We start from the raw sequence: 12,325 nt of genomic DNA, 5'->3' as shown, positions 1-12,325 counted from the left end.
CGGCGAGTGGAGTCCGGCGGCGGGGGGCGGTACGGGGGTGTCCATCACTGGTGAAGCGTAGTCCCCGTCAGGTCCGGCCGCCGGACTCCACTCGCCGTCCACTCGCCGTCCGGGCGCTCGGGCGCCATGTCGCCGGATGACCATTCCGGCCAAGGTTGGGCTCGATTCCGTATGTCTCCAAGACCGTCGCTCTCAAGGCAATTGACGGTGTTTGTGCCGAGTGGTGACCGGACCCGACCCCGTTCGAGATCCCGAGAAGGGGTGTTCGCGCAGGTCAGCGGCGCGTTCCCGGAGAGGTGTGTGGGGCGTTTCACAACCCGACACGGTGGAGTGACCTGGGGGAGAGTCGTCGCGGCCCGCTCAAGAGTGCGGTACCGTCCAACGTCGTGAGCCCTGTACGTCGCTGTTCGCGCACCGCTTGCGGCCGGCCCGCCGTCGCGACGCTGACGTACGTCTACGCCGACTCGACCGCGGTCCTCGGCCCGCTCGCCACCTACGCCGAACCCCACTGTTACGACCTGTGCGCCGAGCACTCCGAGCGCCTCACCGCGCCCCGAGGCTGGGAGGTCGTCCGCCTCCTCGACAGCTCCGCTCCGGCCCGCCCGAGCGGCGACGACCTGGAAGCGCTTGCCAACGCGGTCCGCGAGGCGGCGCGTCCGCAGGAGCGGGCGGCGGGAGCCGGCGGCGGAAGCGGAGCCGGGGGTGGGGCTCGCACGGCGGACCCGATGGAGGTCGCGCGCCGGGGGCATCTGCGGGTACTGCGCTCACCGGACAACTGACCGGACCTGTCCGGGAGTTCGTTCAACAATCCCCACCGTGACCGCGCCCCTGGGAGCGACTCGCCGCGCGTGGCGTTGCCCGGAGCCCAGGTAAGAGTCTGTGGACGGCTCAGTTTCCGCGCGTCGCGCTGTCCGTCCCTGCGGGTAGTTTGGGGCGACCGATAGGACTTTCTGGAGGGTTGGCCGTGTCTGCTGATTTGTCGCAGCTCGTGAAGGCGTACGACGTACGGGGCGTCGTCCCGGACCAGTGGGACGAGTCCTTGGCCGAGTTGTTCGGGGCGGCCTTCGTCCAGGTGACCGGCGCCGGTGCGATCGTCACCGGGCACGACATGCGGCCCTCGTCCCCCGGACTCTCCGCCGCCTTCGCGCGCGGGGCGGCGGCACGCGGCGTCGACGTGACCGAGATCGGCCTGTGCTCCACGGACCAGCTGTACTACGCCTCGGGCGCGTTCGACCTCCCGGGTGCCATGTTCACGGCCTCGCACAACCCGGCGAAGTACAACGGCATCAAGATGTGCCGGGCGGGCGCGGCCCCCGTCGGCCAGGACACCGGCCTCGCCGAGATCCGCCAACTCGTCGAATCCTGGCTGGACTCCGCCGCCCCGGAGGTCTCCGGCTCGACGGGAACGATCACAAAGCGGGACACGTTGGAGGATTACGCGGCGCACCTCCGCGGCCTCGTCGACCTGGCCTCCATCCGCCCCCTGAAGGTCGTCGTCGACGCGGGCAACGGCATGGGCGGTCACACGGTCCCGACCGTGTTCGCCGGCCTGCCGCTCACCCTGGTCCCGATGTACTTCGAGCTGGACGGCACCTTCCCGAACCACGAGGCCAACCCGCTCGATCCGGCCAACATCGTCGACCTCCAGGCACGCGTCCGCGAGGAGGGCGCCGACCTCGGCATCGCCTTCGACGGCGACGCCGACCGCTGCTTCGTGGTCGACGAGAACGGCGACCCGGTCCCCCCGTCCGCGATCACCGCCCTGGTGGCCTCCCGCGAACTGGCGCGGAACGGCGGCAAGGGCGTGATCATCCACAACCTGATCACCTCCTGGTCGGTCCCCGAGGTCGTCAAGGAGAACGGCGGCACACCGGTCCGCACGCGCGTGGGCCACTCCTTCATCAAGGCCGAGATGGCGAAGTCCGGCGCGATCTTCGGCGGCGAGCACTCCGCGCACTACTACTTCAAGGACTTCTGGAACGCCGACACCGGCATGCTGGCCGCCCTCCACGTCCTCGCCGCGCTGGGCGGCCAGGACGGCCCGCTCTCCGCCCTCGTGGCCCAGTACGACCGCTACGTGGGCTCCGGCGAGATCAACTCCACGGTCGACGACCAGGGGGCCCGCCTCGCCGCGATCCGCGCCGCCTACGAGGGCCAGGACGACCTGACGCTCGACGAACTCGACGGCCTCACCGTCACCTCCGCCGACTGGTGGTTCAACGTCCGCCCCTCCAACACGGAACCGCTGCTGCGGCTCAACACGGAGGCGCGGGACGAGGCGACGATGGGGAAGGTGCGGGACGAGGTGCTGGGGATCATCAGGGGCTGACGGTTCCTTCTCGATGCCGGTCGGGTGGTTTCGGCCCGTCCGGCGTTCGAGGACGAGGCCGTTCAGGCCGAAGCGGGGTCCAGGGGCGAAGCCGCCAGGTCCGTCGGCCCCAACCCCGGCAGGCACTCCCCACCGGCGGTAACCTGACCAGGCACATCCGCACGCACCGTCGTCGACACTCGCCCTGGAGGGACACCCCATGCCGCTCGAAGCCGGCCTCCTGGAGATCCTGGCCTGCCCGGCCTGCCACGCCCCCCTCAAGGAGCAGGACACCGAGCTGATCTGCACCGGTGAGGACTGCGGCCTGGCCTACCCCGTACGGGACGGCATCCCCGTCCTCCTCGTCGACGAGGCCCGCCACCCCGCGTAACCGACGACGACGCGATCGGAGGCCGCCGCCCATGCTCGACGAATCGCTGCTCGACTCCCCGGACGCGCTGACCGAGGCCGACCGCAGGGCCCTGCTCCGCGGTGCCGCCGAGGCCGGTGCCCGGGTGCGTACCGCCGCCCGGCACGCGGCCGAGGCAGGCGTCAACGACCTGAAACCGGACGGCCGCCCCCGCGCCATCCTGATCGCGGGCCCCGGCGCCGCCGCCACCTGCGTCGCCGACCTGCTCGGCAAGCTCGCCGGCGCCAGCAGCCCCGTCACCCGCCTGGCACCCACCGGCGTGGCCCCCGCGGCCGGCGCCCTGCGCTGGGAACTCCCGGGCTGGGCCGGCTCCGTGGACCTGCTGCTGATCACCACCCCGGACGGCAGCGAACCCGGCCTGGCCCTGCTCGCCGAGCAGGCCTACCGCCGCGGCTGCACCGTCGTCGCCGTCGCCCCGTCCCGCAGCCCCCTCACGGAGGCCGTGGACGGCGCCCACGGCCTCTTCGTACCGATGGCGACCGCACCCTACGAGCACGACGAACCGCTGGCCGCCTCCGCCCCCGGAGTCCTCTGGGCACTGCTCACCCCGCTCCTCGCGCTCCTGGACCGCACCGGGCTGCTCAGCGCGCCGCCCGAGGCCCTGGAGAAGGTCGCCGACCGGCTCGACCAGGTCGCCGAGCGCTGCGGGCCCGCCGTCGCGACCTACAGCAACCCCGCGAAGACCCTCGCCTCCGAACTGGCCGACTCGCTCCCGGTGATCTGGACGGAGGGCGCGTCGGCAGGTCCGGCGGGCCGCCGATTCGCCGCCGCGCTCGCCGAGTTGGCCGGCCGCCCCGCACTCGTCTCCGAACTGCCCGAGGCACTCGCCGAGCACAACGCCCTGCTGGCCGGCCCGCTCGCCGCGAGCGCCGACCCGGACGACTTCTTCAGGGACCGCGTCGACGAGGCGCCCGCGCTGCACGCACGCGTGGTGCTGCTTCGGGACCGTCCGATCGGCGGCCTCACCGCCGCCCCGACCGCCCGTGACCTGGCCCTCAGCCACGACACGCCGATCAGTGAGCTGGAGCCCGAGGACGGCGGCGAGTTGGAGACCCTCGCGGAGCTGATCGCCATGACGGATTTCGCCGCCGTTTACCTGGCGCTCGCCTCGGGCGCCTGATCTTGTCGTCGAAGCCCTGAGCCGCCGTACACCGTCGTACGGGGCGCGAAGCCACGTCGTACCCAGGTCGTCCTCGGGTCGTACGCAGAGAGAACCGGTAGAGAGCCACATGGACCGCCTCGACAACACCGTCCGCCCCTACGCCTGGGGTTCGACCACCGCCATCCCCAAGCTGCTCGGCGTCGAGCCGAGCGGTGAGCCGCAGGCGGAGATGTGGATGGGCGCGCACCCGGGGGCGCCTTCGCGCACCGCGCGCGGGACGCTCGTCGAGGTCGTCGAGGCGTCCCCGGAGCGGGAGTTGGGCGAGAAGGCGGTCGCGAAGTTCGGCCCCCGGCTGCCCTTCCTGCTGAAGATCCTCGCCGCCGGCGCCCCGCTCTCCCTCCAGGTGCACCCCAACCTGGAGCAGGCGAAGGAGGGTTACGCCGACGAGGAGCGCCGGGGCATCCCCGTGGACGCCCCGCACCGCAACTACAAGGACGCCAACCACAAGCCCGAACTGATCTGCGCGCTCACGGAGTTCGACGGCCTCTGCGGCTTCAACGACCCGCTGCGCGCCGCCGACCTGCTCGCCGGCCTGGGCGTCGACTCCCTGAAGCCGTACGTCGACCTTCTGCACGCGCACCCCGAGGAAGCCGCCCTGCGCGAGGTCCTCACCGCGATCCTCACCGCCGACCCCGAGGAGATGCGCCACACGGTCACCGCGGCGGCGACCGCCTGCACCCGCCTCGGCGGCGACTACGCGCCCTACGCCGACATCGCCCACCACTACCCGGGCGACCCCGGAGTCATCGCCGCGATGCTCCTCAACCACGTCCGACTCCAGCCCGGCGAGGCCCTGTTCCTCGGCGCCGGCATCCCGCACGCGTACCTCAACGGGCTCGGCGTCGAGATCATGGCCAACTCCGACAACGTCCTGCGCTGCGGCCTGACCCCCAAGCACGTCGACGTCCCCGAACTCCTGCGCGTCGTCCGCTTCGAGGCGAGCGACCCCGGAGTGCTGCGCCCCGAGGCGTCCCCCGACGGCGAGGAGGTCTACGAGACCCCCATCGACGAGTTCCGGCTGTCGCGGTACGTCCTCCCGGCGGGCACAGGCGTCCACGACCTCACCCTCGACACCCCGCAGATCCTGCTCTGCACGGCCGGTGCGGTGACGGCGGGCGAGTTCGAACTGGCCCCCGGCCAGTCGGTGTTCGTCCCGGCCGACGACAAGGCCGAGGTGTCCGGAGTCGGCACGGTCTTCAGAGCCACTGTGATCGTATGACCGGGCCTGTGGATACCTGACGCGCCGTCGCCGGACAGGGCTGCAAGAATGGCCCACCGGCAAAGGACGGGCAAAGACGGCCGGACGACCCATCCGGGCGGACACCCGGGGCAGACGTCCGACGTGGGCGTCCGACCTGGACGTCCGGCACAGACGTACGAAGGCGAAGGGACACCGCGAACACATGAGCGCGTCAGGCGGCACCAGGGCGATCGTGGCGGCACTCGGCGCCAACCTCGCGATCGCGGCATCGAAGTTCGTGGCGTTCGCCTTCAGCGGCTCGTCCTCGATGCTCGCCGAGGGCGTCCACTCCCTCGCCGACTCCGGCAACCAGGCCCTCCTGCTGATCGGCGGCAAGAAGGCCCAGCGCGAGGCCACCCCGCAGCACCCCTTCGGCTACGGCCGCGAGCGGTACATCTACGCCTTCCTCGTCTCGATCGTCCTCTTCTCCGTCGGCGGCATGTTCGCCGTCTACGAGGGCTACGAGAAGATCAAGCACCCCCACGACATCGAGCACTGGTACTGGCCGGTGGGCGTCCTCGTCTTCGCGATCATCGCCGAGGGCTTCTCCTTCCGCACGGCCATCAAGGAGTCGAACGAACTGCGCGGCACGCACTCCTGGTCGCAGTTCATCCGCCGCGCCAAGGCACCCGAGCTGCCGGTCGTCCTCCTGGAGGACTTCGGCGCGCTCATCGGCCTGGTCCTCGCCCTCGGCGGCGTCGGCCTGGCCCTGCTCACCGGCGACGGCATCTGGGACGGCATCGGCACCCTCTGCATCGGCATCCTGCTCATCCTGATCGCCCTGGTCCTGGCCGCCGAGACCAAGTCCCTGCTGCTCGGCGAGTCCGCCGGCATCGAGGACGTCCAGAAGATCGAGGCCGCCATCGTCGACGGCCACACCGTCACCGGCATCATCCACATGCGCACCCTCCACCTCGGCCCCGAGGAACTCCTCGTCGCCGCCAAGATCGCCGTCCAGCACGACGACACGGCCACCGAGGTCGCCACCGCGATCAACGCCGCCGAGTCCCGCATCCGCGAGGCCGTCCCGATCGCCCGCGTCATCTACCTCGAACCCGACATCTACAGCGAGTCCGAAGCCACCAAGGGCCCCGACCGCGAAGCCACCCCGGGCGGCCCGGCCCAGCACCCGGCGGCCGGGCACTGACTTCACCCGCCCCTACGACGACAGGGCCCGCCGGAACATTCGACGGGCCCTCCCCGTCCCGCTACCCCTGCTGCACGGGCCACGGCGCCACCGGGGCCGCCCTCCGCCGCCGTACGACGAACGCGGCGATGCCCAGGCCGATACCGACCAGGACGAGTACGACCCCGACGATGACGGCCGACCCGATGACGAAGGCGACCGTACGGTCGTCGGTCACCCGGCCCCGGACGGCGGACTCGGCCACCGTCCCGTCGTGATCGCTCGCGAAGAAACGCGAGTCCATCGCGTTCGCACGGTTGTCACCGAGCAGGAACAGCCGCCCCTTCGGGACCTTCACGTCGTACGTCTTGTGCACACCGTCGACATCACCCCGGTCGACATACGGCTCGGACAGCGGTTTTCCGTTCACGGTGATCCGAGCACCCGTGCCCGAGCCCGAGCAGCACACCACTTCGTCGCCGCCCACCCCGACGACCCGCTGCATCACATTCGCCGAGAACCCATAGCGATCCGGCGCCGAGAACAGCACCACATCCCCGCGGCGCACATCCCCGCCGTCCACCTTCTCGAAGATGATCCGGTCACCCGGCTTGTACGTCGGCGACATGCTCTGGCTGCTGATGGTGGAACCCCCGTACGAGTTCCGCGCGTACACGAGGGAGCCGAGCGCCAGCACCACCCCCAACAGCCCCACGACCAAAGCCGCGACCCCAAGTCCCCGCCCCTTGCCCGACATCGTTTCCCTCCCCATGCGGCACCTCCGCGGCGCAGAGGGTAGCGGGCGTCTGTGAACGGACTGTGCGGACCCGCGACCCGCCCCAGCCACGAGCCGGCCACCGCTGACCGACTTCGCTCAGCACGCCGGGCACGGTTGCCGCCGCGGTCGTACCGCCTGCCGTGTGCACGGGCGCGGACAGCACGTTGGCGCGCCCCTGGAGGCCCGCTCCGACACCGGGCGCCCGCTCGGTTCGGCTGGAACTGTCCGGAGCGGACTGGGGGCGCCGGTCCTACCGGTGTAACTTGGGACCGAGCCAGACGTCGCTGCTGATGGCGGTCGGGCGGTCCCACCGCGGACCGACCGAGGGAGAGAGGGCCTCCGACGGACTGCGCTGCGCGCACGCGGGCATGCCTGTGTCCTCCTTGGGGCACCCCTGTGTCCGCCGCCGCGCAGACCAGCCGTACCCACCTCGCCCCAACCCCGAGGAGTACCTCGCAATGACGACTGTCGACAACCGACAGGACTTCAAGGTCGCCGATCTCTCCCTGGCCGAGTTCGGCCGCAAGGAGATCACCCTCGCCGAGCACGAGATGCCCGGCCTGATGTCGATCCGCCGTGAGTTCGCCGCCAGCCAGCCGCTGGCCGGCGCCCGCATCATGGGCTCGCTGCACATGACCGTGCAGACCGCCGTCCTGATCGAGACCCTGGTCGCCCTGGGCGCCGAGGTCCGCTGGGTGTCCTGCAACATCTTCTCCACCCAGGACCACGCCGCCGCCGCCATCGCCGTCGGCCCGAACGGGACGCCCGAGAACCCCCAGGGCATTCCGGTCTTCGCCTGGAAGGGCGAGACGCTGGAGGAGTACTGGTGGTGCACGGAGCAGGCGTTGACCTGGCCGAACACCCCCACCGGCGGCCCGAACATGATCCTGGACGACGGCGGCGACGCCACCATGCTCGTCCACAAGGGCGTCGAGTACGAGAAGGACGGCAAGGTCCCCTCCCTCGACACCGCCGAGTCCGACGAGCACCGCGTCGTCCTCCAGGTCCTGCAGCGCACCATCAGCGACGGCTCGCAGAAGTGGACCCAGCTCGCCTCGGAGATCCGCGGCGTGACCGAGGAGACCACGACCGGCGTGCACCGTCTCTACGAGATGCACCGTGACGGCACCCTCCTGTTCCCGGCGATCAACGTGAACGACGCCGTCACCAAGTCGAAGTTCGACAACAAGTACGGCTGCCGCCACTCCCTGATCGACGGCATCAACCGCGCCACCGACGTCCTCATCGGCGGCAAGACCGCGGTCGTCTGCGGCTACGGCGACGTGGGCAAGGGCTGCGCCGAGTCCCTGCGCGGACAGGGCGCCCGCGTGATCATCACCGAGATCGACCCGATCTGCGCGCTGCAGGCGGCGATGGACGGCTACCAGGTCACGACGCTGGACGAGGTCGTCGACAAGGCCGACATCTTCGTCACCACGACCGGCAACAAGGACATCATCATGGCCGCGGACATGGCCAAGATGAAGCACCAGGCGATCGTCGGCAACATCGGCCACTTCGACAACGAGATCGACATGGCTGGCCTCGCGCAGATCCCGGGCATCATCAAGGACGAGGTCAAGCCGCAGGTCCACACCTGGACGTTCCCCGACGGCAAGGTCCTCATCGTGCTGTCCGAGGGCCGCCTGCTGAACCTGGGCAACGCCACCGGCCACCCCTCGTTCGTGATGTCCAACTCCTTCGCGGACCAGACCCTGGCCCAGATCGAGCTGTTCACCAAGCCCGAGGAGTACCCGACCGACGTCTACGTGCTGCCCAAGCACCTCGACGAGAAGGTCGCCCGCCTCCACCTGGACGCGCTCGGCGTGAAGCTGACCACGCTCCGCCCCGAGCAGGCCTCGTACATCGGCGTAGAGGTCGACGGCCCGTACAAGTCGGACCACTACCGCTACTGAGCCGACGACCCCGCCCGCTGTGACCGCGTCCGTGCACTGACACGGTCACAGCGGCAGGTCCTCAGCAGCAGATCCTCCGAGGCAGGCCCCCGCACCCCCGTGGCGGGGGCCTGCCCCTTTGGTTCCGCCGGCCGGACCGGCCCGTCAAGACCCAGGACTCCGATGCCCCGCGGCCGCTATTCGCTCCACGATCCGCACGATCACACCCCTTTCGCAGACGAGCACTTCCAGTGCGCCCCCGGCCCGTCCGGCTGGCGCTACGTCTCCCAACTCACCGCCCCCTCCGGCGATCACCGCGGCTCCGTCGACCTCACCCTCGACGAACTCGGCCGCCCCATCCGCCTCGAACTCCACGCGGCGAACTGGCAGGTGCGCGCCGCCGCCCTCGACGGCGTCACCTGGGTCCGCACCGACCCCACCGGCACCGATGCCGCCGAAGGCAATGTCCGCGCCCACGCCTTCACCGGAACCTCCCCCGCGTTCCTCATCGCCACCACCCGTCTCCTGCGCCTCACCCCTTCCTCCGCCGCGACCCGCGTCCGCCTGGTCGCCTTCACGGATCCGGTCCTCGCCCCGCGCACCGTGGACCAGTCCTGGGCTCTGCTGAAAAGAGAAACACACGGCACTGACAACGGCCCTCTGACCGTGGACGAATACCAGGTCACAGCCCTGGACACGGGCGAGCAGCACGCCGTACACATCGCCGGAGACGTCGTACTCGCGGCACCCGGCATCGAGCTCGAGGAGCTGGAGTCGCCGCCGTCCGTCTTCGGCTGAGCGACGCCGTTCCCCTCCGGCCGGTGAGGGGGCGCGGCCGACGGATTCAGGCGGGCGGCGCGAATCCGGTGGAGGGCCGAGGATCGGCGGGCGAAGCCTTCTGCGGCGCCGGAGGCTGCGGGCCGGGGGCGGGTGGGACCGGATCCGCTCCACTGCCGCCCGCGGCGGACGAAGCGGGAGCGGCCGGGGCCGACCAGGAAACGGGAGCGGGCGCGGGAGCCGAGCCGAAAGCCTGAGAGGGAGCCGAAGGCTGCTGAGGAGCTGACGATGGCTGAGACGCCGCCGACGGCTGAGACGCCGAGTTGCCGAACGCGCCTGGCACACCGGTCCCAGGCGTGAACCTCCCGGCCGGTGCGCCTCCGAACGCCTGAGACGACGAATAGGCGCCCGCCCTGCCGTTCCCGAAGGCCCGCCGCGCATCCCGGGCCTGCCGCTCCTGCACCACCGCCGCCAGATACGCGGCCGGCGGAACACCCTGCGGCGCCGGGGTCCCCGTACGGGCCACGAGATCCGTGGCGAGCCGTTCGGCCATCACCCAACCCACCTGCGGGTCCAGCTGCTGCATCCGCGTCAGATACTGCCGGATGGCCAGCCACAACCCATCGGGAACGGCGGACAGATCAAGCTCGGCGAAACGTCCCGCCAGCCAGGCCGGCGGAGGCGGCACGAAGGACGTCCGTCCCGCGGGCACCCTTTCCCGTACGACCAAAGTGCCCGCGAACACATCTCCGAGTCGCCGCCCACGCGCCGAAACGAGCGAGGCGATACAGGCGACGGTCCCGAACGTCATCAGGATCTCGATCACACCGATCGCACCCCGCACCAGCGCGTGCCGGAACCGGATCGGCCCGCCGTCGTCCCGCACCACTCGCAGCCCGAACGCCAGCTTCCCGAGCGAACGCCCATGGCTCAGCGTCTCGACGGCTATGGGCGCGCCCACCAGCACCAGCAAGAAGGCCGCGATCGACAGCGCGATCTGCGCCGCGTCGTCCAAAGAGGCCGTGGAGAACATCAAAGCCACGCTCACACCGATGTAGGCGGCCATGGCCACGATCAGATCGAGCAGCACCGCCAGTGCCCTGCTGGGCAGCCTCGCGGGGCGCAGCTCCAGCGCCACCGCCTCGCCCGTCACCAGCTCACTCACGCCTGCCGCCCTTCCCCTGCCCTGCCCCTGGAACAGCCAGTCTGCCAAGCTGAGGGCACATCGCGCCCCAGTACGACAAGCTGATCCCCAACGAGCAGTCGACGAGCAGCCGAGGAGCAGGCAACCAGATGGACCTCGACGTCTTCGTCTCGGCCCACCGAGCCGAGTGGGACCGCCTCGACGCGCTGCTCCGCCGCCAGCGTCGCCTCAACGGCGCCGAGGCCGACGAACTGGTCGCCCTCTACCAACGGACGGCGACCCATCTCTCCCTGGTCCAGTCCAGTGCCCCGGACCCGCAACTCACGGGCCGGCTCAGCCAACTCGTGGCACGCGCGCGTAGTGCGGTGACAGGAACCCGGCGCGCCTCCTGGCGTGATGTCACGCACTTCCTGGGGCACAGCTTTCCGGCCGCGGTGTACCGAGCACGCCACTGGTGGGTCCCCACCGCACTCCTGTCCACGGTCGTTGCGATCCTCCTGGGATGGTGGATAGGCACCCACCCCGAAGTACAGGCCTCCATCGCGGCTCCGAGCCAACTGCGTCAACTCACCCGTCCCGGCGGCGAGTACGAGACCTACTACTCCAGCCACTCGGCAGCTGCCTTCTCGGCGGAGGTCTGGACGAACAACGCCCAAGCCGCCGCGATGTGCCTGGTCCTGGGAATCTTCCTGGGCCTACCGGTCCTCTGGATCCTCTTCGAGAACATGCTCAACCTCGGAGTCGGCATCGGCCTGATGTCATCGGCCGGCCGCCTCGACACGTTCCTCGGCCTGATCCTCCCGCACGGCCTGCTCGAACTGACGGCAGTCTTCGTAGCGGCCGGTACGGGCATGCGCCTCGGCTGGACCCTCATCGACCCCGGCCCACGCTCCCGCCGCACAGCCCTCGCCGAAGAGGGGCGAGCAGCCGTGGGCATGGCCATCGGCCTGGCCCTGGTCCTGTTCGTCTCCGGCGCCATCGAAGGCTTCGTCACCCCGTCGGGCCTCCCCACCTGGGCCCGCGTCGGCATCGGCATCATCGCCGAGGGCGCCTTCCTGTCGTACGTCTACGTCCTGGGCGGTCGTGCAGTACGAGCCGGTGAGACAGGTGACGTCGAGGCATCCGAACGCAGCTCAACCGTCCCTACGGCTGCCTGATGTGCGTGCACTCCCGCTGAGCTGCTAGTCTCCTCTTCGCCCCAAAGGAGCCGTTGACACGGACCGGTCGGGGAGGTAGATTCGAACAGTTGCCTAGAACTGGATCTGATCCGGTCGGCAACAGCGAGTGTCTGTCTGCTTCTGGGAACTTCGATTCCAAAGAAGCCACACTCCCGATGAATCGGAAAAGAGCGGCCGGTAAGTCCGGCCCGGAACTTCTGATAAAGTCGGAGTCGCCGGAAAGGGAAACGCGGAAGCGGGAACCTGGAAAGCACCGAGGAAATCGAAACCGGAAACGGTCTGATAGA

11 protein-coding genes are annotated in these 12,325 nt (G+C 70.3%); 9 read left to right on the top strand and 2 right to left on the bottom strand.

Features of this window, described 5'->3' with window-relative positions:
* The first annotated feature begins 335 nt into the window (after window positions 1–335).
* The 6 genes from JHN45_RS44620 (at window position 336) to JHN45_RS44595 (ending at window position 6,287) form a co-directional block, all read left to right on the top strand.
* The gene (locus JHN45_RS44620; RefSeq protein WP_200716134.1) at window positions 336–779 is read left to right on the top strand and encodes a DUF3499 domain-containing protein; all 444 of its coding nucleotides are present in this window, start codon (window positions 336–338) and stop codon (window positions 777–779) included.
* Window positions 780–964: 185 nt separating this feature from the next.
* Window positions 965–2,329, top strand: a complete 1,365-nt coding sequence (locus JHN45_RS44615) for a phosphomannomutase/phosphoglucomutase (protein ID WP_200716132.1) — start codon at window positions 965–967, stop codon at window positions 2,327–2,329.
* Window positions 2,330–2,528: 199 nt separating this feature from the next.
* Window positions 2,529–2,699: a Trm112 family protein gene (locus tag JHN45_RS44610; RefSeq protein WP_019072213.1), complete on the top strand. Its 171-nt coding sequence runs from the start codon at window positions 2,529–2,531 to the stop codon at window positions 2,697–2,699.
* 31 nt (window positions 2,700–2,730) lie between these two features.
* Window positions 2,731–3,858, top strand: a complete 1,128-nt coding sequence (locus tag JHN45_RS44605; protein ID WP_200716131.1) for an SIS domain-containing protein — start codon at window positions 2,731–2,733, stop codon at window positions 3,856–3,858.
* A 109-nt stretch (window positions 3,859–3,967) separates the two neighbouring features.
* Window positions 3,968–5,119 carry a mannose-6-phosphate isomerase, class I gene (gene manA / locus JHN45_RS44600; RefSeq protein ID WP_200716130.1) on the top strand — a complete coding sequence of 384 codons (1,152 nt, stop codon included), beginning with the start codon at window positions 3,968–3,970 and terminating at the stop codon, window positions 5,117–5,119.
* A 184-nt stretch (window positions 5,120–5,303) separates the two neighbouring features.
* On the top strand, window positions 5,304–6,287 hold the full coding sequence (locus JHN45_RS44595) for a cation diffusion facilitator family transporter (RefSeq protein WP_200716129.1): 984 nt from the start codon (window positions 5,304–5,306) through the stop codon (window positions 6,285–6,287).
* A 61-nt stretch (window positions 6,288–6,348) separates the two neighbouring features.
* On the opposite strand, the gene lepB is transcribed toward JHN45_RS44595, so the two are convergent.
* Window positions 6,349–7,038, bottom strand: a complete 690-nt coding sequence (gene lepB / locus JHN45_RS44590; RefSeq protein WP_307783371.1) for a signal peptidase I — start codon at window positions 7,036–7,038, stop codon at window positions 6,349–6,351.
* A 464-nt stretch (window positions 7,039–7,502) separates the two neighbouring features.
* Here lepB and ahcY point away from each other — a divergent pair, with 464 nt between their 5' ends.
* Complete coding sequence (gene ahcY / locus JHN45_RS44585; protein WP_201055097.1) at window positions 7,503–8,960, top strand: adenosylhomocysteinase; 1,458 nt, start codon at window positions 7,503–7,505, stop codon at window positions 8,958–8,960.
* Window positions 8,961–9,122: 162 nt separating this feature from the next.
* Window positions 9,123–9,737, top strand: coding sequence for a hypothetical protein (locus JHN45_RS44580; protein ID WP_201055095.1), 615 nt, complete (start codon window positions 9,123–9,125; stop codon window positions 9,735–9,737).
* Window positions 9,738–9,783: 46 nt separating this feature from the next.
* Here JHN45_RS44580 and JHN45_RS44575 read toward each other — a convergent pair whose 3' ends face one another.
* Window positions 9,784–10,881 (bottom strand): RDD family protein, encoded by a 1,098-nt coding sequence (locus JHN45_RS44575; protein WP_201055093.1) that lies wholly within the window; start codon window positions 10,879–10,881, stop codon window positions 9,784–9,786.
* A gap of 128 nt (window positions 10,882–11,009) precedes the next feature.
* Here JHN45_RS44575 and JHN45_RS44570 point away from each other — a divergent pair, with 128 nt between their 5' ends.
* The gene (locus JHN45_RS44570) at window positions 11,010–12,017 is read left to right on the top strand and encodes a stage II sporulation protein M (protein ID WP_201055091.1); all 1,008 of its coding nucleotides are present in this window, start codon (window positions 11,010–11,012) and stop codon (window positions 12,015–12,017) included.
* Window positions 12,018–12,325: the final 308 nt, after the last annotated feature.

The organism is Streptomyces sp. MBT53, from assembly GCF_016654115.1.
In the GTDB taxonomy this organism is placed as follows: Bacteria; Actinomycetota; Actinomycetes; order Streptomycetales; family Streptomycetaceae; genus Streptomyces.
Note: the sequence above shows the minus strand (reverse complement) of the source record. Positions and strands in the feature narration are given on the sequence as shown.